Genomic DNA, 22,574 nt, shown 5'->3' on the forward strand with positions numbered 1-22,574 from the left:
TAAGTGATGCTAGAACGAGGTCTTTATTCCATGTCCCGCATTTCAGCCTATGGCAGCCCGACCGTCGGTGCGACCCGTAAGGGCGGCAGCACCGAGAAGACCGTTGGCGCAAGCGCGGCCGCGACGGCGACTGACAACACCCTGCGCAACGCCGCATCGGTGAGCAGCTTCCTGCAGACCGCATCGGCCTCTGCGCCGATCGACGAGGGCCGTGTGGCGGCGATCCGCGATGCGCTCGCCAATGGCAGCTATGTCATTGATGCGGAAAAGCTTGCCGCCAAGATGATGGAACTCGACCTCGGCGTCGTGGCCAACTGATGCAGGGCGAACTGCTTGAGCGCTTTGCCGACACGCAAAGCGCGCTGATCGCCGCGCTGGACGCTGGTGATACCGAAGCCATGATCGCGCATACCCGCGATCTGGGCGGAATCACCGATGCCCTGCGCACCCAGGGCGTGCTGCGCGCCGATGCCAGCACCCGCACCCAGCTGGAAACGCTGATGAAGTACAATGCCGCTGCCGCGCAGCGTCTGCGCTTCCTGCGCGACCATGTCGAACGCCGCGTCGCCGCGATCCAGGGCGAACAGGCGCTTGGCACCTATGGAGGCCCTGCCGGCCGCCGCTGATCAATTTTTCCGAAAGACCTCGATCTGGCCCTTCGCCCTTAGCGGGCGGGGGGCTTTTTGTTTGGACCACAGGGTGCAACGACCACCTCTAGCCCTCCCCCATCAAGAGGGAGGGCTTCGGGTCGTGCGAGCCTGGCATGACGCGCATCCCCTCTCCCCTCCCCGCTGGGGAGGGGCAAGTCCGGTTTGCCGGACCGGGGTGGGGCAGGAGCACGACCATCGGCGCAGGCCCACTCCGCCCTTCGGGCACCCCTCCCGCACGTGGGAGGGGAAAAGGGGGCGGCAACATCCTCAAATTGGCACAGCTTTTGCTGTGTTGGTCTCCAGTAATCCTGGAGAGCAATTTTGTCCTCGTATCTTGGCAGTGTCGGCAACAGTGGAGATCGCGTCACCCGCGCGATTGCCGCGTCTGCGCGCCGCACCGGCGTGGATTTCGACTATCTGCTCGGCCAGGCGCGGATCGAAAGCGGTCTGAACCCCGATGCCAAGGCGGGCACATCGTCTGCCACCGGCCTGTACCAGTTCATCGACCAGAGCTGGCTCGGCGTGATCGAAAAGCACGGGACCAAGCACGGGCTGGACTGGGCCGCCAACGCCATCCAGCGCGATGGTCGCGGGCGCTATCGCGTGGCCGATGCCGAAACCCGCCAGTCGATCCTCGCCTTGCGCAAAAACCCCGAAATTGCGTCGCTGATGGCGGGCGAATTCGCTGCCGACAACCGCGACTATCTGGAATCCTCGTTGGGCCGCAGCGCCGCTCCGGTGGACCTCTACCTCGCGCATTTCCTGGGCCCTGAAGGCGCCCGCCAGTTCCTGGCTGCGCACGATGCCAATCCCGATGCCGCTGCCGCGCCGATGTTCGCGCGCGCCGCCGGGGCCAACCGGTCGATCTTCTACGATCGGTCGGGCGCGCCGCGCAGCTTTGCCGAAATCCGCGGCCGCTTTGCCGACAAGCTCGGCGGGGCGGCAGCCGGCGGCAGCCGCTTGCCGCGCGATGGCAATGATCTGCCGCAGGTTCAACCTGCCGATTACGTCCGGCTCGCCAGTGCGCGCGCCGCCCGACCCGAAATGACCGCGAACCTCAGCGGAAACGACAATGCGCGGCTGGCTTACATGCTGCTCGCCGCGATGGGAGCCTGACCTAGATGATACCTGCGCCCAGCAAGCTTGCCAATATCCTCGCCATGTCGCGCGGCTCGATCCTGCCGCTCGCCACCCTCTTGCTGGTGGTGTTCCTCGTGCTGCCCGTGCCCGCCCTCGTGCTGGACATCGGTTTCATCTTCAACATCATGATCAGCCTTGCGGTGCTGATGGTGGCCCTGAACGTCACCAAGCCGCTCGACTTTTCCAGCTTCCCCACCGTACTGCTGTTCGCCACGCTGCTGCGCCTCGGCCTCAACGTCGCCTCCACCCGCGTGGTGCTGGTGCACGGGCATGAAGGCGGCGCTGCGGCCGGCCATGTGATCGAGGCCTTTGGCAGCCTGCTGATCGGCGGCGACTATGTCGTCGGCATTTTCGTCTTCGCCATCCTGATGATCATCAACCTGGTCGTTATCACCAAGGGCGCCGGCCGCGTGTCCGAAGTGTCCGCGCGCTTCACCCTGGATGCGATGCCCGGCAAGCAGATGGCGATCGACGCCGATCTCAACGCCGGTCTGATGACGCCCGAAGAGGCCAAGGCCCGCCGCGCCGAGGTTGCGACCGAAGCGGACTTCTACGGTTCGATGGACGGTGCGTCCAAGTTCGTGAAGGGCGATGCGGTCGCAGGCGTGCTGATCCTGGTGGTCAATATCGTCGGCGGCATCATCCTGGGCATGGCCAGCCACGGCCTGGGCATCAGCGAAGCCGCCTCCAACTACACGATGCTCGCCATCGGTGACGCGCTGGTCGCACAGGTGCCCGCGCTGCTGCTGTCGATCGCCGCTGCGTCGATCGTGACCCGCGTCAACTCGCCGCTCGACCTGCCCGGCCAGATTTCCGGCCAGTTCGCGATCGCCAAGGCCTGGACCCCGGTGGCGGCGATCCTGGGCATCATGGGCCTGCTGCCCGGCATGCCGCACCTCATCATCCTGCCCGCTGCCGCTGCTGCCGGGTTCATCGCCTGGAAGCTGTCGCGCCCCAAGCCGGTGGTCCCCGAAAGCACCGCGCCTGCCGTGCCCGAAAACCCCAATGCCATCGACTGGGAGGACGTGTCCGACGGCGCGATGCTGGGGATCGATGTCGGCTTTGGCCTGGTGCCGCTGGTCGACGAACGCCGCGATGCCCCGCTGATGCGCCGCGTCACCGGCATCCGCAAGCAGATCTCCAAGGAACTGGGCTTCGTCATCCCGCTGGTCCGCATCAAGGACGACATGCTGCTGGCCGCCAACAGCTATCGCATCACCATCGGTGGCACGATCGTCGCCGAGGACGAGATCTGGCCTGACGATCTGCTCGCGCTGGACAGCGGCGATATCGACAGCCCGATCGACGGCCGTCCCTGCAAGGACCCGACCTTCGGCATGGATGCGGTGTGGATCAGCGCCGACAAGCGCGCCGAGGCGATCGTCGCAGGCTATACCGTGGTCGATGCCGCAACCGTTATGGCGACGCATCTCAACCAGATGGTCCGCCTCAACGCCGCGCAGCTGTTCGGCATGGACGAGACCAAGAAGCTGCTGGAAACGCTCAAGGAAAACTCGCCCCAGCTGGTCGACGGCCTCACCCCGCAGCCGCTTTCGCTGTTCACCATCTCCGCCGTCTGCCGCGAACTGCTGCGCGAGGGCGTGCCGCTCAAGGACTTCCGCCGCATCTGTTCGGCGATGGTCGAGGCTGCCGCCGAGGGCACCACGGTCGCGCAGATCGTCGAGGGCGTGCGCCAACGGATCGGTTCGATCATCATCCAGTCGCTGGTGCCGGTGAACCTGCCGCTGCCGGTGGTCACGCTGGATGCCGAGCTGGAAACGCTGCTCGCCCAGTCGCTGCGTGTCGCCGGCGATGCCGCCTTCCCGATCGAACCGGGGCTGGCGCAGCGCATTCTCGGCGCGATCGAACAGGCGGCGCGGCCGCTGATGCTCGAGCAGCGCAATTATGCACTGGTTACCTCGCCCCAGGCCCGCAAGCCGCTCGCCGATCTGCTGCGCCCGCGCTTCCCCGATACGCCGGTGCTCTCGTTCCGCGAGCTGCCTGACGACAAACCGGTCGAGGTGGTCGCCACCGTGGGCGGGCAGGCGGGCTATCGCACGCCCCAGGCCGAACATTCCTTCTCGCGCGGCTGATGCAGACGCGATCTTGAACATTCTCATGAAGCTGGACAAAGACTATGCAGCATCTACCCATTGAGACGATCACCTACGGCCGCAAGCCTGCCGCGGTGCCACCCGGCAAGCTGATCGAGGCGCATCTGCCGCTGGTCCGCAAACTGGCCTGGCATGTGCGCGGCATGGCGCCGGGGGTCATAGAGATCGAGGACCTGGTCCAGATCGGCATGGTCGCGCTGGTCGAGGCGGCGAACAATTACGAGGATCGCGGCCACGGCTTTGCCACCTATGCCAGCATGCGCATTCGCGGCGCGCTGATCGATCATCTTCGCGCCAACAGCAACATGTGCCGTTCCGCGATGGATTTCCGCAAGCAGCTGCGCCGGGTGCAGGAAAAGCTGGTGCGCGAACTCGGCCGCAACCCGACCGAGCAGGAGGTCGCCGCTGCGCTGGGCATGGACGCCGCCGAATTCCGCATGCGGTCCGATGCGGCGCAGGACGTGAAGTTCGAATCGATGGACGAGGTCTATTCCGAACATTCGATGTGGTTTGCCGATAGCGAGGATTCGGCCGAAACCCGCATGGAGGCGGACAATCTCAAGAAGCTGCTCAATGCCAGCATCGGCACGCTCAAGGAGCGCGAGCAGCTGATCCTGCAGCTGCATTATATCGAGGAGATGAACCTCGACGAAATCGGACTGGTGCTGGGCATCACCGCCGCGCGCGTGTGCCAGATCAAGAAGTCCGCGCTGGAAACGCTGCGCAAGCGGCTGGCCAGCTCGCGGTAAGGCATCTGCTCTCTCCCCTTCAGGGGAGAGAAGCGAGGCTTGGCGGCTTGCCGCCTAGCCGCAGCTGAGAGGGGCTGCCGTTGCGCCACCCCCTCTCCCAACCCTCTCCCCTGAAGGAGAGAGGGCTTTCTGCCCACTGCCCCCAAGAACGAAAAACCCCCCTCCCGTTTAGCCGGGAAGAGGGTTGATCGAATATCAGCTCAGGCCATTGAGTTGTCGGTAACGGCCGTTGCGTCCCTTCCTACGGTTGAACCGCAGTCGGGTTCCTGACCAATTAACGGATCAGGCTCAGAACACCCTGCTGGCTCTGGTTGGCCTGGGCCAGCATCGCGGTCGATGCCTGGCTCAGGATCTGGGCCTTGGCGAGGTTGGTCGATTCCTCGGAGAAGTTCGCATCCTGAATACGCGAGCGGGCTTCCGACAGGTTGGTCGAACGGTTGACCAGGCTCGACACGGTCGCCTGCAGACGGTTCTGGCTGGCACCCAGGCTTGCCTGTGCGGTGGTGATCGTGTTCAGCGCAGTATCGAGCGCGGTCAGCGCGGCGGCCGGATCACCGGTGCCGCTGAGGTCGCCGATGTCGACGGTATCGATGCCCAGGCCAACGGTCGTGACGTTGGTGAGCGCGATATTCACGGTGTCGCCCGAGGCGATTCCGGTCTGGATCGCGACCGGGGTTGCAGTGTTTAGCAGCGCAACGCCGTTGAAGTTGGTCTTGTTGGCAACATCGTTGACCTGCGCCTTCAGCGCGGTGACTTCCGCCTGGAGGTTCGTACGGTCGCTGTTGGCCAGCGTGCCCGAAGCCGATTGCACGGCCAGTTCACGCATACGCTGCATCATGTTGACGATTTCGTTCATGCCGCCTTCAGCGGTCTGCGCCAGCGAGATGCCGTCGTTCGCGTTACGGACGGCCTGGTTGAGGCCGCGGATCTGCGAGGTCATGCGCGTGGAAATGGCATTACCGGCAGCGTCATCCGCCGCGGAGTTGATGCGCTTGCCGGTCGACAGGCGATCGATCGACTTCGACAGGCTCATCTGAGCCGAGGACGAAGCATTGGCAGCGCGCAGCGCTGCAACATTGGTTCCGATAACAGTCATTTGTGGTTCCTTCCACTGGTCTCAGGGGTGGCCCCTGTTCCAAGGACGACCTCAAGAGGTTTGACGGCTGGGCTGACGGGCAGCCAGGCAACTTGCGTCATGAAATTGGCAGACGCTTCGTTATCCTGACCTGGCCGCCGTCAGCCCAACGTCGTCGTTTATCGGATCAGGCTCAGCACACCCTGCTGGCTCTGGTTGGCCTGGGCCAGCATCGCCGTCGACGCCTGGCTCAGGATCTGGGCCTTGGCGAGGTTGGTCGATTCATCCGAGAAGTTGGCGTCCTGAATACGCGAGCGCGCTTCCGACAGGTTGGTCGAGCGGTTCACCAGGCTCGACACGGTCGCCTGCAGACGGTTCTGGCTTGCACCAAGGTTCGCCTGTGCGGTGGTGATCGTGTTGAGGGCGGTGTCCAGAGCGGTCAGCGCCGTGCCGGCACCAGCGGCAGTGCTGATGTCGATGGCGTTGATCGACAGGCCGGTCGCGGTCACGTTGGCAAGGCCGATATTGACCGTGTCGCCCGAGTTGATGCCGGTCTGGATGGCCACGGGGCCAGCCGTGTTCAGCAGCGAGACGCCGTTGAAGTTGGTCTTGCCGGCAACGTCATCGACCTGCGCGAGCAGGGCGGTAACTTCCGCCTGCAGGTTGGTGCGGTCACCAGCTGCCAGCGTGCCCGATGCCGACTGCACCGACAGTTCGCGCATACGCTGCATCATGTTGACGATTTCGTTCATGCCGCCTTCGGCCGTCTGGGCCAGCGAGATGCCGTCGTTCGCGTTACGCACAGCCTGGTTGAGGCCGCGGATCTGCGAGGTCATGCGGGTAGCAATCGCATTACCGGCGGCGTCGTCGGATGCGGAGTTGATGCGCTTGCCGGTCGACAGGCGATCGATCGACTTCGACAGGCTCATTTGAGCCGAGGTCGAAGCGTTTGCAGCACGCAGTGCTGCGACGTTCGTTCCAATTACGGTCATCGTGGGTTCCTTTCACTTCTTCCCTGCGACCACCTTCTTCCATAGGTGGCCTCAAGCACGTTGACGGTGGGGCTGACGGGGGATTAAGCAAAAAGCGTCAGAATTTTGTCGGGCGCGTCATTTTATTGACTGCTGGCCCGTCAGCCCGACCCTCATTTCTTACCGGATGAGGCTGAGGACGCCCTGCTGGCTCTGGTTCGCCTGGGCGAGCATCGCGGTCGATGCCTGGCTCAGGATCTGGGCCTTTGCGAGGTTGGTCGATTCATCCGAGAAGTTGGCGTCCTGGATGCGCGAGCGCGCTTCCGACAGGTTGGTCGAGCGGTTGACCAGGCTCGAGACGGTCGCCTGCAGACGGTTCTGGGCAGCGCCGAGGTTCGCCTGTGCGGTGGTGATCGAGTTGAGCGCGGTGTCCAGCGCGGTCAGCGCGGTGCCCGCGCCAGCGGCGGTGCTGATGTCGATCGTGTTGATGGCCAGGCCCGTGGCGGTCACGTCGGTCAGTGCGACGTTCACCGTGTCGCCCGCGTTGATGCCGGTCTGGATGGCGACGGGGGTTGCGGTGTTCAGCAGCGCAACGCCGTTGAAGTTGGTCTTGCCGGCGACGTCGTTGACCTGCGCCAGCAGGGCGGTGACTTCCGCCTGCAGGTTGGCGCGGTCACCGTTGACCAGCGTGCCCGAAGCGGACTGAACCGACAGTTCGCGCATACGCTGCATCATGTTGACGATTTCGTTCATCCCGCCTTCGGCCGTCTGTGCCAGCGAAATGCCGTCATTGGCATTGCGGACGGCCTGGTTCAGGCCACGGACCTGAGAGGTCATGCGGGTGGCAATGGCATTGCCGGCGGCATCGTCGGATGCGGAGTTGATACGCTTGCCGGTCGACAGGCGATCGATCGACTTCGACAGGCTCATCTGTGCCGAGGTCGAAGCATTGGCAGCACGGAGAGCCGCAACATTGGTTCCGATAACAGTCATCTGTTGTTCCTTTCAATCCAAGGGCGGCTCGGTCCCACCAAAGCGGCCTCGAAAGGAATAACGGCGGTGAATGACGGGCTTTAAGTCAAAATCTCACCAGTATTTTGACGCCCGTCATTTTCCCGACGATGCTGTTATCTTTTGATCCACCTGATTATCCGCGGATCAGGGTGAGGACGCCCTGCTGGCTCTGGTTCGCCTGGGCGAGCATCGCGGTCGATGCCTGGCTCAGGATCTGGGCCTTGGCGAGGTTGGTCGATTCATCCGAGAAGTTGGCATCCTGGATGCGCGAGCGGGCCTCGGACAGGTTGGTCGAGCGGTTGACCAGGCTCGACACGGTCGCCTGCAGACGGTTCTGGCTGGCGCCAAGGTTGGCCTGTGCGGTCGAGATGGTGTTGAGCGCGGTATCGAGCGCAGTCAGTGCCGCGCCTGCACCGGCAACGGTGCTGATGTCGGAGGTGCCGATGGCCAGACCCGTCGTGGTCACGTCTGCCAGGCCGATGTTCACCACGTCACCAGCTGCAAGGCCGGTCTGGATGGCGATCGGGGTTGCTGCTGCAGCGGCATTGAGCAGCGGGACACCGTTGAAGTTGGTCTTGCCGGCCACATCGTCGACCTGAAGGATCAGCGCCGCGACTTCCGCCTGCAGGTTGGTGCGGTCGCTGTTGCTGAGCGTGCCCGATGCCGACTGCACGGCCAGTTCCCGCATACGCTGGATCATGTTGGTGATCTCGTTCATGCCGCCTTCGGCCGTCTGGGTCAGCGAGATACCGTCGTTCGCGTTGCGGACCGCCTGGTTGAGACCGCGGATCTGCGAGGTCATGCGGGTGGCAATGGCGTTGCCGGCAGCATCGTCAGCGGCCGAGTTGATGCGCTTGCCGGTCGACAGTCGGTCGATGGCCTTGCCCAGCATGGCCTGGGCCGCGGTCGATGCATTGGCAGCGCGGATAGCGCCGATATTCGTTCCGATAACAGTCATCAGTCATTCCTTTCGCTTCGTCAATCTTGCAGCCCACTGCCTCTGTCAGCGGCCTCGACATGGTTAACGGCACGGTCGGAAAGCCATTAAGAAGTTTTCACACACCTTTCTCAGAGGTTGTCATTTGGCTGACAGCCGTCAATTTCTTGACGCTCCGGCCCGGCAAAACCCGTCAAGATTTTGGCAGGGGTGCTGTGCCTTATATATATAGGGGGGTGTGGGCGGCCATTTTCTGCCGTTTTCCCGATTTGGCACGGCGATTGCTTTGTTTGGACCTGCGGGGGCCAGTTTAACGGCTGGCCCAGCGATCCATTAAGTCGGGGGACTGAAAAAATGATCGAATGCACTCTCAGCCAGGCGGTACGTGAAAAACTGCCGATGCTGGAAAGCTGGCTCAAATCGGCCTGGATCAACCCGGTCGCAGGCGGCGCTGCCGCCAATTGCGCCAAGGTGCTGATGGCCGAAGAGATCGCATCGGCCAGCCATCGTGACATTCTCATCGATTTCCGCGACGGTGCACCGGCACTGGTGCGCGCTGCCAATGGCCTGCCCGCCCGCATCGCCTTTGGCTTTGACGACATGGCCCTGGGCCTGGCGCTGGTGGCAGAGCTGCTGCGCGCTGGCCGTGGTCCTGCGGTCGGCGAACCGGCCATGGCCAAGCTGATGGGCTATGCCGCCCGCATCGCGCGCAGCGAAGCTGCCGTGCTGATCCAGGGTGAAACCGGCACCGGCAAGGAGGGCATGGCCCGGCTGGTGCATGACGAAAGCCCGCGCGCCAAGGGGCCGTTCATCGCGGTCAACTGCGCGGCTCTCCCCGAAACCATGGTCGAAGCCATATTGTTCGGCCACAAGAAGGGCGCCTTTACCGGTGCCTCGGCCGATGGCGAGGGCCTGTTCCGCGCCGCGCATGGCGGCACCCTGTTCCTCGACGAAATTACCGAGCTGCCGCTGGCGCTGCAGGCCAAGCTGCTGCGCGCGCTGCAGGAAGGCGAAGTTCTGCCGGTGGGTGAAACCCGCGCGGTCAAGGTCGATGTCCGCATCGTCACCGCTGCCAACCGCGACGCTGCCGACCTTGTTGCTGCCGGCGAGTTCCGCGAAGACCTCTACTGGCGCCTCAACGTGATGCCGATCGCACTCCCCCGCCTTGCCGATCGCCGTCAGGATGTCCGCGCCATTGCCGCTGCCATGCTGCTGCGCATGCAGAATGACGCACATGACTTTGCCTGGCTGAGCGCCGAGGCGCTGGAAACGCTGCAGGCGCACAGCTGGCCGGGCAATGCCCGCGAGCTGGGCAATGTGCTGCAGCGTGCGCTGGTGCTGCGTGAAAGCGATGTCATCGAAGCCGAAGACCTGGGTCTGGCCCCGGTGCGGCTGTTCACGCCCGCCCCGGTTCAGCCCGCCGCTGCGCCTGCCATCAGCACCCCGCGTGCCGATCCTGTGCCGGCGGCCGGTTCTGCCCGGCTGATGCGTGGCAGCGATCTGCACAGCCTGTCGCGCGCCGTGGAGCATGACGCCATCCAGCGCGCGCTCGACGAAAATGGCGGCAACCGCCGCGAAACCGCCAAGATGCTCGGCATCTCCGAACGCACCCTGCGCTACCGCCTCGCCAATATGCGCGAGCTGGCGGCTGCGGCCTGATCGATCACGGGAACGCTAGATCATGAGCACCAATATCAGCAGCTCCATCATGGCCGCGCGCAATGCCATTCTGCAGCAGAACAGCGCGCTGCAGCAGCTCAGCAAAAAATCCCCCATGCTGGGCACCGAGACGACCGAGACCAAGCCCGACGGCTTTTCCGGCACGCTCAAGACGGCGCTCGACCAGGTCAACCAGGTGCAACACGCCTCGTCCGACGCGGCGACCGCCTATGAAATGGGCCAGACCACCGACATCGCAGCGGTGATGATGGCCAAGCAGAAGGCGTCGATCGGTTTCGAAGCGACACTTCAGGTCCGTAACAAATTGCTGTCCGCGTATCAGGACATCATGAACATGCCGGTGTAATCCATGTCCGATATCACCATTACCCCGAATTCGATCGATGGATCCGCCCCGGCGGTCATCCCCGGCACCCCCGGTACGGGCGCAGGCGCTTCGGCGCGTGTGCTGAACGGCACCGCCATTCCCGCGCAGGTCCGCAATTTCATCAGCCAGCCCGCCGTGGCCAAGGCGATGCCGCTGATGGGCTTTCTGGGCGTGGTGCTGCTTTCGGTGCTCGCCTGGGCGGCATTGCGCGAACCGCCGCAGCGCGATCTGTTCCGCGGCCTGCCCGATAGCGACAAGGCTGCGGTCATTGCCGCGCTCGACAGCTCGACCATTCCGTACAGTTTCGAGGAAAGCTCGGGCACGATCATGGTGTCCGAAGAGGATTACCATAAGGCCAAGATTGCGCTGGCCGCACAGGGCCTGCCCAAGAGCGCACCCAGCGGCGACGAGCTGATCTCGTCGATGCCGATGGGTGCCAGCCGCGCGGTGGAGAATGAAAAGCTCCGCGCCGCGCGCGAGCTGGACCTTGCACGCAGCATCGAGGCGATGGAATCGGTCGTCTCCGCACGCGTCCATCTGGCGGTCGAACCGCCCAGCGTGTTCATCCGCGATCGCAACGAGCCTGCTGCCTCGGTGGTGCTGCAGCTCGCCAATGCCGGACGCCTGCCTGAATCGCAGGTGCAGGCGATCGTCCATCTCGTGGCGAGCTCGGTCCCCGGCCTGTCTGCCGACAATGTGTCGGTGGTCGACCAGAACGGCCGCCTGCTTTCGGGCGATGGCACGGCCGGCATGACCGGTGTCGAACAGCAGATCGAGATGAAGGAAGCGATCGAGGAACGCTATCGTCGCCAGCTCAACGCGCTGCTGACGCCGGTGCTGGGTGCAGGCAATTTCGTCGCCGAGGTCTCGACCGAGGTCAACATGACCGAACGCCAGGCGACGACCGAAACCTTCCCCGCCGATGAAGCCCGGGTGAAGAGCGAACAGACTTCGATCTCGACCGAGGCCAATCCGGCGCCTGCCGGTGGTGTTCCGGGGGCACTGGCCAACCAGCCGCCCGCCGATCCTAATGTGACGCCCGAAGCCGGTGCCCAGCTGCAGGGTGCAGAGGCAGCAGCGCCCGGTGCGACCACGACCCGCAACGAGCAGACCAACCGTAATTTCGAGCTTGGCCGTCAGATCGCGGTGACCAAGGAGCCTTCGGGCAAGGTCACCCGCATCTCGGTTGCCGTCGCGGTCAAGAACCTGCCCGGCGGCAAGGAGCGCAGCGCGCAGGAAATTGCCGCCATTGAGGCGCTGGTCAAGGGTGCGATCGGCTTCGACACCGCTCGCGGTGACCAGGTGGCCATCTCGTCGCGCAATTTCGAACCGGTGACCAAGGTTGAAGAGCCGTTCTACGAGGCGAGCTGGTTCAACATGGTGGTGCGCAACGTATCGGCGCTGCTGGTTGCACTGGCGCTGATCTTCGGCATCGGCCGCCCGCTGCTGAAGCGCTACACCCGCCAGAAGGCCGACGACAAGGCTGCGGCTGACGCGGCCAAGGCGGCCGAGACCGGCGAAATGCTGACCCAGGCCCTGGCCAGTGAAGGCAAGGATGGCAATGGCGGCGCAGCCCGCGCCCAGAAGGAAAACGAGCCGGTGACGCTCGACATGATCAACGCCGCTGCCACCTATCAGGAGCGTGCCCTGCTGATCCAGAACTTCGTCCGACAGAATCCGGACCATGCCACGCTGGTCGTCCGCGAATTGCTGAAGGGCAATGCCGATGCCGCCAAGGAGCCTGCAAATGCCTGATGCGCTCGACACCATGGCCGAAGACGGCGGTGCACCTGCGCCCGAAGCCCGCCGCCCGATCCCCGGCCAGCAGGCCGCGGCGATCCTGATGCTGCTCTTCTCCGAAGAACAGGCCGCAGAAATCCTGACCCGACTGGAGCCCGACGAGGTCCGCCAGCTTAGCGAGATGATGTACACCGTCGCCGATATCGGTGCCGAGGACATCAACGAGGTGCTGGACATGTTCATCGACAAGGCCCGCAACCGCACCATGCTGGGCTACAAGGCCGAAGAGCAGATCGAGGGCATGCTCAAGCGCGCGCTCGGCGATCGCCGCGCCGAAACCATGCTGACGCGGATCGCGCCGAAAAAGGCAGGCGGCGGGCTGGAAGCGCTGAAATGGATGGATCCGGTCGAGATCGCGCTGCTGGTCGAGCATGAACATCCCCAGATCGCAGCCGTCGTGCTGTCGTTCCTGAAGCCCGAAATCGCCGCCAATGTGCTGCAGCTGCTGCCCCCCGATGCGCAGGAGGACGTCGTGTTCCGCCTCGCCACGCTGGGTCCGGTCAGCCCCGAGGCGGTCGAGACGATCGAGGCGCTGCTCGTCAGCCAGGGCGGTGCGCCGCGTGGCGGCGGTGGTGCATCCTCGTCGGGCGGCACGTCCGATGCGGCAGCGATCATGAACATCATCAACAAGCGCGAAAGCCAGCGCATCATCCGCGCCGTCACCAAGCGCGACAAGGAAATCGCCCGGCGTATCGAGGACGAGATGTTCGTCTTTGCCGACCTTATCCGGCTCGACGCCAAGGATCTGGGCACGCTGGTCCGTTCGATCGAATCCAAGCTGCTGGTTCCGGCGCTCAAGGGTGCGGAAGACAAGCTGCGCGACAAGATGTTCGGCTGCATGTCCAGCCGCGCTGCGCAGTCGATTGCCGACGAGATCAACGATCGCGGACCGATGCCGATGTCCGAAGTGCTCGAGGCGCAGCGCGCCATCATCCAGGCCGCCAAGCGCATGGCCGATGCGGGCGACATCGTGATCGGTGGCGGTGGAGACGAATATGTCTGATCGCCCGATCTCGATTATGGCCACCGGTGAAGCCCAGTTCATGCCGGTCTGGCAGATGCAGCCGGCGGCCAGCGCCTTTCGCCCGTCGCCGATCTTCTCGTCGATGGCCGATCTGGCCGAGGCCGATCTGCATGCCCAGCCGATGGATTATGGGCTCGACGCCATGGCCGATGACGACATGATGGTCGAGGAAGGTCCCTCGCCCGAGGAAATGCTCGTCCAGGCCTATGATCAGGGTGTCGCCGATGGCATCGCCCAGGCCCAGGCCGAGATGCAGGCGAGCGATGGCGCAACCCAGGCGCTGGCCCAGGCGATCGTTGCGCTGCGGCCCCAGCTTTCGCAGGGGCTTTGCGCGATGCTGCTGCACGCGATGAAGCAGATGCTCGAACGCTCCAGCGGTTTTGCCGAGCCCGATGCCGCCGTGCTGGAAAAGCATTGCCGGTCGCTGGCGACGCTGGTCACCCGCGACATGCGCGGCAGCACTTTGCACCTGCACCCTGACGACCTGAAGCTGCTCGGCGATGCCGAATGCGGCCTGGTGCTGACCCCCGATGCATCGATCCGGCGCGGCACGGTTTCGCTTAACCATGCCGATGGATGGATTGAGCAAGGAACCCAGCCGATGCTCGACGCCCTGCAGGGGCTGATCGACGATCTGGAGGGCGACCAATGATCGCGGCACAGGAAGAGGCGGTTCGCCAGTTCACCGACAAGGTGGCGTCGCTGGAAGCGGGGCCGCGCCGGGTCGGACGGCTGGTCGCGCATGAAGGCGGCATGCTGGAAGTGACCGGCTTCGATTATCCGATCGGCTACGGCGGATCGGTGCGCGCCGCCGATGGCCGCCGCATCCGCGCCGAAATCGCCGGTTTTCGCGGTTCGCGCGCGATGATGGTGCCGCTGGAAAGCGATGCGGCATTGCGCAGCGGCGCGCGCGTCGAACCCGACGCCCAGGCCAATATGGCGGTTGTCGGCGATGCCTTGCTCGGCCGGATCATCGGCCCGATGGGCGAACCGCTCGACGGCCTGGGGCCGATCATCGCGCACGACCGCTGGCCGCTCGCCGGCAAGCGCGAGAATGTGCTCAACCGTGGCCGCGTGACCAAGACGATCGACCTCGGCGTTCGTGCGATCAACGCGCTGCTGACCGCAGGGCATGGCCAGCGCATCGCCGTGGCGGCTGGTTCGGGCGTCGGCAAATCGGTGCTGATCGGCCAGATCATCGGCTTTGCCGAAGCGGACATCATTGTCGTCGGGCTGATCGGCGAGCGCGGCCGCGAGGTCAGCGATTTTGTCGAGACCAAGATGTCGGGGCCGATGAAGTCGCGCACCGTTACCGTTGCGGTTCCCGCCGACCACAGCCCGATCCTGCGCCTGCGCGCCGCCTTCCGCGCGACCGCGATCGCCGAATATTTCCGCAAGCAGGGCAAGAAGGTTTTGCTGATCATCGACAGCCTCACCCGCGTCGCGCATGCGCAGCGCGAGATCGGGCTGGCGCTGGGCGAGCCGCCGACGATGAAGGGCTATCCGCCTTCGGCGCTCGCGCTGATCCCCAAGCTGGTCGAGCGCGCCGGCAATGACAAGGAAAGCGGCGGATCGATCACCGCGCTGTACACCGTGCTGGCCGATGGCGACGATCTGGACGACCCGGTGGTCGATGGCGCGCGCGCGATTGTCGACGGGCATATCATCCTGTCGCGATCGATGGCCGAGCAGGGCATCTTCCCCGCAATCGACATCGGCAAGTCGCTGAGCCGCGTCGCAACCGACATCATTCCCGATGAACATCGCCGCGCGATGGCGAATTTCCGCCGAATCTGGTCCGCCTATGAGGAAAATCGCGACCTGCTGCTGATGGGGGCGTATCGCGAGGGATCGGACGCCAATATCGACGAGGCTGTGGCGCGCCGGCCCGATCTGCTGGCGTTCATCCGCCAGGGACCGCACGACCGGATCGACCTGGACGAGAGCGTCGCTGAACTGTTGCAGAGCTTTGGCGCATGAGCCTGAAGCCCAAATCCTGGAAACGGGTGCACGCGGTGCGCGAGGCGCAGGTCAAGCTGGCCATCGGCGCCGCTGCCGCTGCGCAGCGCAACGAGGCCACGTTGGTCAACAATGCCGAGCGGCTGAAGCGGCTGCGCGACAATGCCTTTGATGCTGGGCACTGCGCCAATGGCGCGTCGCTGCACGCGCAGCTTGAGCTCGCCCAGCGCCTGATCCGCGCGGATGGCGAGATCAACGTCGCCTTGGGCCGGGCGCGGCAACACCTTGCCCAGGCGGAGCGGCAACGCACTGCCGCCTATATCGACCGTGAAACCACATCAAAGCTGCTGGGCAGAGCCATTGCAGCGGCGGATGAGACCGCCGAACGCAAGGCCGCGCGCCTGCCGCTCAAGAGAAAATATCCAAAGGAGGCAGAGGAATGAGCCAGGACATGATGCAGACGCTCTCGGGGTCGTCGCTGCTTTCACTTTCAATTGGCACGCTTCCTGCTGTCAAGTCTGGCATGAGCCTTGACGCCAACCCCTTTGCCAGCCAGCTCGCGCTGATGTCCGGAACGGAAGCCTCCGTTGCGGGCATGCTTGCGCCTGCCGCCGTGCTGCCGGGGGCAGGCGAGGGCGCCTTTGCCGCAACGCTGGCGGATGTGGCTGTCCCTGCGCAGCCCAGCGCGCTGGCTGTGGACGGCGCTGCCATCACTGTGCCAGCAGCTGAAGCACCCAGCGTTGCGCCGGTACCGGTCGCACTTGCAACGCCCGTTGTCGCGCCGCTTCCCGAAGAGGCGAGTGCATCGCAGCTGATCGAGGCTGCGCTCACCGGGGCCGCTACGATCGCCCCGGCACCCGCTGCGCCCGTTGCCACGCCGGCCCAGGCGAAGGCCCCCGCCGCTCCGGTGGCAGAGCCCGAAGCCCCGAGCCTGCCGATCCAGGCCGGCACGCAGGTGCCGGTGACGGTGCAGCCGCTGCCGCGCGCAGCCGATGTGCCGCATCTGAAGAATCTGATCCGCTCCGATGCACCGATGCCGATTCAAGCCCAGCTTCCGGCCGAAGCCGAGCCTGTGGCGGCGGACAGCGTGAGCCCCGCCGCGCCGCGTCCGCGCAGCCGCGCCGAGAATGCGGACGAGACGATCCAGGTCGAAACGCCGATCGTGCACGCCCTGCCGCTGGCGATCGCGCCGGTTCAGGCGCCTCGTCCCGAAACACCGGTGACCGATCTGGGGACCACCCGTATCGCCGCCGAAGCCGCGCCGGAAGCGCCGCGCCAGCCCGCCGCCCTGCATGAGGCGGCAGGTCCGGTTCAGCCCGCCGCGCGCGCACCGATCAGCGATCCGCTGACGGCCGCCCAGGCCCAAGCTCCGCTCGGACAGTCAGCTGCGGCCGCGGTCGATCCTGTGGCCCCGGCACCCCTCGCGCCCGCGCCTCTGGGCGTGACAGCAGAGTCCGTGGCCGAGGTTGATCAGCCCATTTCGGCTGAGACCGCCGCGCCGACGACCCTCTCCTCTGAGCTGCCGCATGGGCGCAAGGCGCGCCTGGCTCAGGCTCCGATCGAGACTGTCCAGCCTGCCATCGTGCAACCGATGCCCATGGCTGCGGTGGCTGATGCCCCCGTTGTGCCCGCGCCGGTGGTCAGCGAAGCCGTCGCTGCGCCGATCGATACACTGACGCCCCGTGCCGCACGGTCCGCGCCCGCACAGCAGCCCGGCATCCCGGCACCCGCCGCCGCCGCGCCGCAACCGGGCCAGCTGATCTCGCCCGCCCCGGATCAGGCCGCAGCCACGCCGCCCGCACCGGCCGCACCGCTCGTGCAGTCGGTTGAACAAACCATCACCGCCGCAGCGCCGACATTGCCGCAGGGCGTAGCGCAGCCCGCACCTCAGGCTCAGGCTCAGGCCCAGGCCCAGCTCCAGGTTCAGCCCGCAGCCCCGGCGCAGGTCCCCGATGCCGCTGAGGCTGCACCCATGGCGATGACCGCTCCGGCCCAGGCACAGACCGCAGCGCCCGCTCCGCGCACCAGTGCGACGCGCGCGCCGATCAGCGCGCCTGCGCGCCGCATGGTCGAAGGTGCAGTCCAGGCGCCGCGTCCGGCAGAGGCCCTGTCGGCATTGTTCGACCTGGCCGATCCCGGCATCCAGCCTGCGATCTCCAGCCTCAGCGCCGAACAGGGCGTCGTCCAGTCGATCGAGGCTGTGCCGCCCGCCTGGGCCGCCGCGCTCAACGCCGTGAGCCCCCAGGTCCAGCAGCCCGCCAATGTTGGCGCGCCCCTCGGCGCTTCCAATCCGGCGCAGGTTCCGGTCCAGAATCTGGCCTTTGATGCCGGTTTCGTCGCGGGCATCGAAAGCCAGATCGCGCGGCTCGCCGATGGCGGGCAGATGGTGAAGATCCAGGTGATGCCCGAGCATCTCGGCCGCATCGATATCGAGATGCTGGCCGGACCCGAGCGTGACCAGGTGCGCATCGTGACCGAGCATGACGCAGTTCGCGATACGCTGGTCAGCTCGCAGCACCGGCTGGAGCAGGATCTGCGCGCCAATGGCCAGCGCAATGCCGAAGTGACCGTCGAACTGCGCCAGCAGTCGCCCGGAACGCAGAACGGATCGGCGCAGCAGCAGCAGCGCGGCCAGTCCGGTGCGGAAAGCGCCTCGGCGCGTGATGCCGCACAACGCGCAACCACGTCCGACGGACAGGCCGATGCGGCCCCCGCACCCCGACGTCCGCGCGGCAATGTCCGCTACGCTTGAACTTTTGAATGCAAGAAATTCTCTTGAGGGAACCGAGAAATGGCTGAAACCGAAAAGGAACCGAAAAAGAAGGGCGGCATGGTCAAGAAGCTGCTCATTCCGCTTGTCGCCGTCCTGGTTCTGGGCGGTGGCGGTGCGGCTGCAGGCTTTTTTGCCGCCGGCATGGTGGGTGGCGGGGAGCATGAAGACCCCAATGCGCCCAAGGTGGTGCTGAAGGATGGCACGACCGTGTCCGCCAAGGCCGCAGGGCTGAAGCAGGTCGCATCGGGCAGCCATCTCGATGCCAAGTTCAAGGTCACCTATCTGCCGATCGAAGAGCCTTTCACCGCCAATCTGCGCGGCGGCGGCGGCTTCGCCCAGATGTCGCTCGCGGTGTCGACCTATTTCGACGAGAAGGTCCCCGCCGCGCTGACCGAGCACAATATCGCGATCCGCTCTGCGGTGCTGATGTCGATCAGCGAGTTCGATCCGGTTCAGCTTGAAACGCTCGAGGGCAAGGAGATGCTCAAGGGGCAGCTCAAGAAGGTGATCAACGACGTGCTTGTCGACAAGACCGGATTTGCCGGGGTCGAGGACGTCTATTTCACCAGCTTCGTGGTTCAGTAAGCCCAAGATCGAGAGCGCAGATGAGCAGCCCCGATACCATCCTGGATGCCGCAGACGGCGCGACCCCGGCCCAGGCCGAGCGTCGCCCGGCCGAGCACAGCTTTGCCAAGGCCGATGCCGATCAGAAGACGGTGGTGCCGGTGCTGCGCCGGGTCGCGCGATCGATGTGTGTCGGCCTGCGCAATGCGCTGGAGCCGATTGCCGGGGTCAAGCTGCGCGTCGATGCGCCCGATGCCGAGTTCACCCAGTTCGACGTCTGGTGCGACCGCCAGGCCGAGCTGGTCAGCATCAGCCAGTTTCAGCTCGCCCCGATGCAGGGCCGCGTGCTGCTGAAGATGGAGCCGGTGTTCGTCTCGGCGATGCTCGATGCGTTCTTCGGCGGTGCCCCGCGCGAGATGGCCGCGCCCAAGAAGGAATTCACCCAGACCGATATCCGCCTGATCGGCCGTGTCGCACGCGCCATCGGCGAGCGGGTGGGTGCATCCTGGAACGAGGTCGGCAGCTTTTCCTGCCACGCCGCAGGCCATTCGACCACGGTCGACGGCGCGCGCGTTGCCTCGCCCCAGGCGCGGATGGTGGTGCAGCGCTTCCGCATCACGCTGCCCGACAATATCCGTTACGAGCTTGAGCTGGTCTATCCGCTCGATGGCCTGCAGGCCGCCGAACAGTGCCTGACGCCTGCCGGCTTTACCGACGAGCAGCTGCCCGATCCGGCTTGGCGCGACCAGATGTCGCAGGCACTGGCGCATGTGACGCTGCCGGCGCGGTCGGTGCTGGCCCGTCCGGTGCTGACCCTGCCGCAGCTGGCCGATCTGAAGCCCGGCGACATCATTCCCATTCCACCGGCGCGCAACCTGCCGCTGATCATCGGCGACCGCATTTTCGCGCGGGGCAGCCTGGGTGAACAGAACGGCCTGGCGGCGTTCCGCATCGAAACCATAGAAAGAGGATAAATCCCGACATGAGCGATATGACCGAAGCACCGCTGCTGGGCGCACCGGCAGACCCCTTCGACATGGGCGGCAACGGATTGCACGAGGCGGCAAATCATTACCGCTTCCTGGCGGACATCCCCGTGCGGCTTTCGGTCGAGGTCGGCAGCGCATCGCTGCGGCTGGCGGAAATCATGGAGCTTTCCGAAGGATCGGTGGTCGAGCTGGACCGCCAGGCCAATGATCTTCTGGATATCAACGTAAATGGCACGCTGGTTGCAAGAGGGGAAGTCGTGACCATCGATGGCCGGTTCGGAATCCGGGTGGCCGAGGTGGTGTCGAAAAACGTCGGCCACGCACGGGTCGAACGGCGCATCTGACCGGACTGCTTTGCAAGTCCCTGTCGCAAGCGCCGGATGATCCGGCGGCACGGCGACAAGGACTTGGAAGCGGACCGGCATGACCTATTACATCATCAAACTCCTGATCATGCTGCCGGTGATGGGCGGCATGATCTACGGCAGCCTCTGGCTCTACCGCAAATACCAGCCCGGCATGATGGCCCGGCTCGAGATGGGCGGCCAGCAGCGCGAGCTGAAGGTGACCGAAACGGTCAGCATGGGGGTTTCGGGCAAGCTCGCGGTCGTCGAGTTCGCCGGACAGAAAATTCTGCTTTCGGTAACGCGTGCGCGGATCGACACGATCGCCAGCGCCGATGCCGGAACCGGTTCGGCCAGCGCTACACCCCCCCCGGCGGCGCTGGCCGGACATAACCGCGATCTGCTTTCCGCCCTTCGGGAGCGCGGCGCATGAGCGTTTTCCTCTCTGCACAGAGTTGGGTCCGCAAGACCGCTGCAGCAGCGCTGCTGGCGCTGTCCCTGGTGACGGCTGCCACCCCCGCCATCGCGCAGCAGGCACCGGCACCCGCCGCTGCCGCCCCTGCAGCGACCGGCGCTGCGACCGATCCGGCAGCCCCCGCTGCGCCTGCCGCCAACCCGGTCACGGTCCCGGCCCAGACCGCCACCGGCTCTGCCACCGGCACGCCCGGCGCGTCCGAAGCGCTCAGCCAGGCGCTTGACGATGTCGCCGGCAATGGCAAGCCGCTCACGCTCAGCTTGCAGATCCTGGTGGTCATGGGTCTGCTCACCATCCTGCCGTCGATGGTGCTGATGATGACCAGCTTCACGCGCATCATCATCGTGCTGTCGATCCTGCGTCAGGCGCTGGGCCTGCAGCAGACGCCGCCCAATCAGGTGCTGATCGGCCTCGCGCTGTTCCTGTCGATGTTCGTGATGGCCCCCACATTCACCCAGATCAACGACCGTGCGGTCGGACCCTACGCCGCCGATGCGATCGAGCTGGAGACTGCGGTGCAGATCTCGGCGCAAGAATTCCACAAGTTCATGATCAAGCAGACGCGCCAGACCGACCTCAAGCTGTTCATGGACATGGCCAAGGCCAAGCCCGTCGCCGCGCCGAAGGACATTCCGTTCTCGATCCTGCTGCCTGCCTTTGTCACCAGCGAGCTCAAGACCGCGTTCCAGATCGGCTTCATGATCTTCCTGCCGTTCCTGGTCATCGACCTTGTCGTCGCCTCCACGCTGATGGCGCTGGGCATGATGATGCTGTCACCCACGATCATATCGATGCCGTTCAAGCTGCTGCTGTTCGTGCTGGTCGACGGCTGGGCGCTCACCATGGGCTCGCTCGCCGGTTCGTTCGTGAACTGACGCGCCAGGACGGACCCGGAACATGGAACAGACCGACTATTTCATTGGCCTGGCGCAGCAGACGCTGTGGATTACCGCGCTGGCTTCGGCCCCGCTGCTGATCCCCGCATTGCTGGTCGGCGTGCTGCTGGGCATGGTCCAGGCGGCCACCTCGATCAACGAGGCGACCTTGAGCTTCGTGCCCAAGCTGGTCGTGCTGGGCGTCATTCTCGCCCTGTTCGGTGGATCGATCCTGTACCTGATCGCCGACTTCACGGTCGAGATCTACAGCCGCATTCCGGACCTGCTGCTGTGATCGCACCGGGCTTTGCCTCTGTCGAAGCGCAATTGTGGATCTGGATCATGGCGATGATCCGGCCCGGCGCGGCGTTGATGGCGGCCCCGGTCTTCGGCGCAACCGCCGTTCCGCTGCAGGTGCGGATCATCCTGTCGGCGATGATCGGCATCGCTGCCGCCAACTCGGTATCGATCAGCCTGCCCGACACCACCCTGGTCAGCTATACAGGCTTTCTGTTCATCATCGGCGAAATCGTCTGCGGCGTCGCCATCGGCTTTGCGCTGCAGATCGGCTATTCCGCCGCATTCGTCGCGGGCGAACTGATCAGCAACGCGATGGGTCTGGGCTTTGCCTCGATGGCCGATCCGCAAAGCGGCCAGTCGAGCCCCGTGATCGGCAGCTTCCTGTCGATCATCGCGGTGCTGCTGCTGCTGGCGATGGACGGCCATCTGATGCTGATCGCGATCATCGTGCACAGCTATGAGGCGCTGCCGCCCGGCGATGCGATGCTCTCGCCCCGGCTGATCATGAATCTCGTCGAATTCGGCGCGTCATTGTTCTCGATGGGGCTGGTGATCGCGCTGCCGGTGGGTGCGGCGCTGATCATCGTGCAGCTGGTAATGGCGATGCTCGCCCGCTCCGCACCGCAGCTCAACCTGTTCTCGGTCGGCATTCCGGTTGCGGTGCTGGCCGGGATCGTCCTGCTCGCCATGGCCGCGCCGGTTCTGGCCGATGGCATCATGCGGGCGATGGAAACCGGGCTGGAACAGTCCGAAGTGATGGCAGGGGAGGGCTGA

The 22,574-nt window shown here is 65.2% G+C and carries 24 protein-coding genes; 20 read left to right on the plus strand and 4 right to left on the minus strand.

Going from position 1 to position 22,574, the window contains the following annotated elements:
- Positions 1-30 precede the first annotated feature (30 nt).
- The 5 genes from flgM (at position 31) to OU999_15760 (ending at position 4,653) form a co-directional block, all read left to right on the plus strand.
- Complete coding sequence (gene flgM / locus OU999_15740; protein WAC23171.1) at positions 31-318, plus strand: flagellar biosynthesis anti-sigma factor FlgM; 288 nt, start codon at positions 31-33, stop codon at positions 316-318.
- Positions 318-626 (plus strand): hypothetical protein, encoded by a 309-nt coding sequence (locus tag OU999_15745; GenBank protein WAC23172.1) that lies wholly within the window; start codon positions 318-320, stop codon positions 624-626. The genes flgM and OU999_15745 overlap by 1 nt, the downstream gene beginning before the upstream one ends.
- A 345-nt stretch (positions 627-971) precedes the next feature.
- A complete protein-coding gene (locus tag OU999_15750) occupies positions 972-1,766 on the plus strand; it encodes a lytic transglycosylase domain-containing protein (protein WAC23173.1) in 795 nt (264 codons plus the stop codon).
- Positions 1,767-1,771: 5 nt separating this feature from the next.
- Complete coding sequence (flhA, locus tag OU999_15755) at positions 1,772-3,883, plus strand: flagellar biosynthesis protein FlhA (GenBank protein WAC23174.1); 2,112 nt, start codon at positions 1,772-1,774, stop codon at positions 3,881-3,883.
- 44 nt (positions 3,884-3,927) lie between these two features.
- Positions 3,928-4,653: a FliA/WhiG family RNA polymerase sigma factor gene (locus OU999_15760; GenBank protein ID WAC23175.1), complete on the plus strand. Its 726-nt coding sequence runs from the start codon at positions 3,928-3,930 to the stop codon at positions 4,651-4,653.
- A 274-nt stretch (positions 4,654-4,927) separates the two neighbouring features.
- Here OU999_15760 and OU999_15765 read toward each other — a convergent pair whose 3' ends face one another.
- From OU999_15765 to OU999_15780, 4 genes are all read right to left on the minus strand, one after another.
- Positions 4,928-5,749: a flagellin gene (locus OU999_15765; GenBank protein WAC23176.1), complete on the minus strand. Its 822-nt coding sequence runs from the start codon at positions 5,747-5,749 to the stop codon at positions 4,928-4,930.
- A gap of 158 nt (positions 5,750-5,907) precedes the next feature.
- Complete coding sequence (locus OU999_15770; protein WAC23177.1) at positions 5,908-6,720, minus strand: flagellin; 813 nt, start codon at positions 6,718-6,720, stop codon at positions 5,908-5,910.
- Positions 6,721-6,879: 159 nt separating this feature from the next.
- Positions 6,880-7,692 (minus strand): flagellin, encoded by an 813-nt coding sequence (locus tag OU999_15775; protein ID WAC23178.1) that lies wholly within the window; start codon positions 7,690-7,692, stop codon positions 6,880-6,882.
- A gap of 154 nt (positions 7,693-7,846) precedes the next feature.
- On the minus strand, positions 7,847-8,671 hold the full coding sequence (locus tag OU999_15780) for a flagellin (protein ID WAC23179.1): 825 nt from the start codon (positions 8,669-8,671) through the stop codon (positions 7,847-7,849).
- 333 nt (positions 8,672-9,004) lie between these two features.
- On the opposite strand from OU999_15780, the gene OU999_15785 reads away from it, so the two are divergent.
- The 15 genes from OU999_15785 to fliR all read left to right on the plus strand — a co-directional run bounded on the left by OU999_15785 (position 9,005) and on the right by fliR (position 22,574).
- Positions 9,005-10,309, plus strand: a complete 1,305-nt coding sequence (locus tag OU999_15785) for a sigma 54-interacting transcriptional regulator (GenBank protein WAC23180.1) — start codon at positions 9,005-9,007, stop codon at positions 10,307-10,309.
- A gap of 22 nt (positions 10,310-10,331) precedes the next feature.
- Positions 10,332-10,676, plus strand: coding sequence for a flagellar hook-basal body complex protein FliE (gene fliE / locus OU999_15790; protein WAC23181.1), 345 nt, complete (start codon positions 10,332-10,334; stop codon positions 10,674-10,676).
- A gap of 3 nt (positions 10,677-10,679) precedes the next feature.
- Entirely contained in the window at positions 10,680-12,452 is a 1,773-nt protein-coding gene (fliF, locus tag OU999_15795) for a flagellar basal-body MS-ring/collar protein FliF (GenBank protein WAC23182.1), read from the plus strand.
- Between the two features lie 13 nt (positions 12,453-12,465).
- Positions 12,466-13,500 carry a flagellar motor switch protein FliG gene (gene fliG / locus OU999_15800; protein ID WAC25450.1) on the plus strand — a complete coding sequence of 345 codons (1,035 nt, stop codon included), beginning with the start codon at positions 12,466-12,468 and terminating at the stop codon, positions 13,498-13,500.
- Positions 13,493-14,173: a hypothetical protein gene (locus OU999_15805; protein ID WAC23183.1), complete on the plus strand. Its 681-nt coding sequence runs from the start codon at positions 13,493-13,495 to the stop codon at positions 14,171-14,173. Before fliG ends, OU999_15805 begins: the two co-directional genes overlap by 8 nt.
- On the plus strand, positions 14,170-15,501 hold the full coding sequence (locus OU999_15810; protein ID WAC23184.1) for a FliI/YscN family ATPase: 1,332 nt from the start codon (positions 14,170-14,172) through the stop codon (positions 15,499-15,501). Before OU999_15805 ends, OU999_15810 begins: the two co-directional genes overlap by 4 nt.
- Positions 15,498-15,923: a hypothetical protein gene (locus OU999_15815; GenBank protein WAC23185.1), complete on the plus strand. Its 426-nt coding sequence runs from the start codon at positions 15,498-15,500 to the stop codon at positions 15,921-15,923. The genes OU999_15810 and OU999_15815 overlap by 4 nt, the downstream gene beginning before the upstream one ends.
- A gap of 80 nt (positions 15,924-16,003) precedes the next feature.
- Positions 16,004-18,232, plus strand: coding sequence for a flagellar hook-length control protein FliK (locus tag OU999_15820; GenBank protein WAC23186.1), 2,229 nt, complete (start codon positions 16,004-16,006; stop codon positions 18,230-18,232).
- A gap of 39 nt (positions 18,233-18,271) precedes the next feature.
- The gene (locus tag OU999_15825) at positions 18,272-18,838 is read left to right on the plus strand and encodes a flagellar basal body-associated FliL family protein (protein ID WAC23187.1); all 567 of its coding nucleotides are present in this window, start codon (positions 18,272-18,274) and stop codon (positions 18,836-18,838) included.
- Between the two features lie 20 nt (positions 18,839-18,858).
- The gene (locus tag OU999_15830; GenBank protein ID WAC23188.1) at positions 18,859-19,791 is read left to right on the plus strand and encodes a flagellar motor switch protein FliM; all 933 of its coding nucleotides are present in this window, start codon (positions 18,859-18,861) and stop codon (positions 19,789-19,791) included.
- 8 nt (positions 19,792-19,799) lie between these two features.
- A complete protein-coding gene (gene fliN, locus OU999_15835; protein WAC23189.1) occupies positions 19,800-20,150 on the plus strand; it encodes a flagellar motor switch protein FliN in 351 nt (116 codons plus the stop codon).
- Between the two features lie 79 nt (positions 20,151-20,229).
- Entirely contained in the window at positions 20,230-20,583 is a 354-nt protein-coding gene (locus tag OU999_15840; GenBank protein WAC23190.1) for a flagellar biosynthetic protein FliO, read from the plus strand.
- Positions 20,580-21,500 (plus strand): flagellar type III secretion system pore protein FliP, encoded by a 921-nt coding sequence (gene fliP, locus OU999_15845; protein WAC23191.1) that lies wholly within the window; start codon positions 20,580-20,582, stop codon positions 21,498-21,500. Before OU999_15840 ends, fliP begins: the two co-directional genes overlap by 4 nt.
- Before the next feature lie 22 nt (positions 21,501-21,522).
- The gene (locus OU999_15850) at positions 21,523-21,795 is read left to right on the plus strand and encodes a flagellar biosynthetic protein FliQ (protein ID WAC23192.1); all 273 of its coding nucleotides are present in this window, start codon (positions 21,523-21,525) and stop codon (positions 21,793-21,795) included.
- Positions 21,792-22,574 (plus strand): flagellar biosynthetic protein FliR, encoded by a 783-nt coding sequence (gene fliR / locus OU999_15855; protein WAC23193.1) that lies wholly within the window; start codon positions 21,792-21,794, stop codon positions 22,572-22,574. Before OU999_15850 ends, fliR begins: the two co-directional genes overlap by 4 nt.

Source organism: Blastomonas sp. SL216 (assembly GCA_026625625.1).
In the GTDB taxonomy this organism is placed as follows: Bacteria; Pseudomonadota; Alphaproteobacteria; order Sphingomonadales; family Sphingomonadaceae; genus Blastomonas.

What these genes read in the sequence shown, in the direction of transcription:
- OU999_15805 (WAC23183.1), top strand. Translation starts at nt 13,493, where the DNA reads ATGTCTGATCGCCCGATCTCGATTATGGCCACCGGTGAAGCCCAGTTC.
- fliG (WAC25450.1), top strand. Translation starts at nt 12,466, where the DNA reads ATGGCCGAAGACGGCGGTGCACCTGCGCCCGAAGCCCGCCGCCCGATC.
- OU999_15820 (WAC23186.1), top strand. Translation starts at nt 16,004, where the DNA reads ATGAGCCTTGACGCCAACCCCTTTGCCAGCCAGCTCGCGCTGATGTCC.
- fliE (WAC23181.1), top strand. Translation starts at nt 10,332, where the DNA reads ATGAGCACCAATATCAGCAGCTCCATCATGGCCGCGCGCAATGCCATT.
- OU999_15850 (WAC23192.1), top strand. Translation starts at nt 21,523, where the DNA reads ATGGAACAGACCGACTATTTCATTGGCCTGGCGCAGCAGACGCTGTGG.
- flhA (WAC23174.1), top strand. Translation starts at nt 1,772, where the DNA reads ATGATACCTGCGCCCAGCAAGCTTGCCAATATCCTCGCCATGTCGCGC.
- OU999_15765 (WAC23176.1), bottom strand. Translation starts at nt 5,749, where the DNA reads ATGACTGTTATCGGAACCAATGTTGCAGCGCTGCGCGCTGCCAATGCT.
- fliN (WAC23189.1), top strand. Translation starts at nt 19,800, where the DNA reads ATGAGCGATATGACCGAAGCACCGCTGCTGGGCGCACCGGCAGACCCC.
- OU999_15840 (WAC23190.1), top strand. Translation starts at nt 20,230, where the DNA reads ATGACCTATTACATCATCAAACTCCTGATCATGCTGCCGGTGATGGGC.
- OU999_15830 (WAC23188.1), top strand. Translation starts at nt 18,859, where the DNA reads ATGAGCAGCCCCGATACCATCCTGGATGCCGCAGACGGCGCGACCCCG.
- flgM (WAC23171.1), top strand. Translation starts at nt 31, where the DNA reads ATGTCCCGCATTTCAGCCTATGGCAGCCCGACCGTCGGTGCGACCCGT.
- OU999_15785 (WAC23180.1), top strand. Translation starts at nt 9,005, where the DNA reads ATGATCGAATGCACTCTCAGCCAGGCGGTACGTGAAAAACTGCCGATG.
- fliF (WAC23182.1), top strand. Translation starts at nt 10,680, where the DNA reads ATGTCCGATATCACCATTACCCCGAATTCGATCGATGGATCCGCCCCG.
- OU999_15810 (WAC23184.1), top strand. Translation starts at nt 14,170, where the DNA reads ATGATCGCGGCACAGGAAGAGGCGGTTCGCCAGTTCACCGACAAGGTG.
- OU999_15760 (WAC23175.1), top strand. Translation starts at nt 3,928, where the DNA reads ATGCAGCATCTACCCATTGAGACGATCACCTACGGCCGCAAGCCTGCC.
- fliP (WAC23191.1), top strand. Translation starts at nt 20,580, where the DNA reads ATGAGCGTTTTCCTCTCTGCACAGAGTTGGGTCCGCAAGACCGCTGCA.
- OU999_15815 (WAC23185.1), top strand. Translation starts at nt 15,498, where the DNA reads ATGAGCCTGAAGCCCAAATCCTGGAAACGGGTGCACGCGGTGCGCGAG.
- OU999_15770 (WAC23177.1), bottom strand. Translation starts at nt 6,720, where the DNA reads ATGACCGTAATTGGAACGAACGTCGCAGCACTGCGTGCTGCAAACGCT.
- OU999_15825 (WAC23187.1), top strand. Translation starts at nt 18,272, where the DNA reads ATGGCTGAAACCGAAAAGGAACCGAAAAAGAAGGGCGGCATGGTCAAG.
- OU999_15780 (WAC23179.1), bottom strand. Translation starts at nt 8,671, where the DNA reads ATGACTGTTATCGGAACGAATATCGGCGCTATCCGCGCTGCCAATGCA.
- OU999_15775 (WAC23178.1), bottom strand. Translation starts at nt 7,692, where the DNA reads ATGACTGTTATCGGAACCAATGTTGCGGCTCTCCGTGCTGCCAATGCT.
- OU999_15745 (WAC23172.1), top strand. Translation starts at nt 318, where the DNA reads ATGCAGGGCGAACTGCTTGAGCGCTTTGCCGACACGCAAAGCGCGCTG.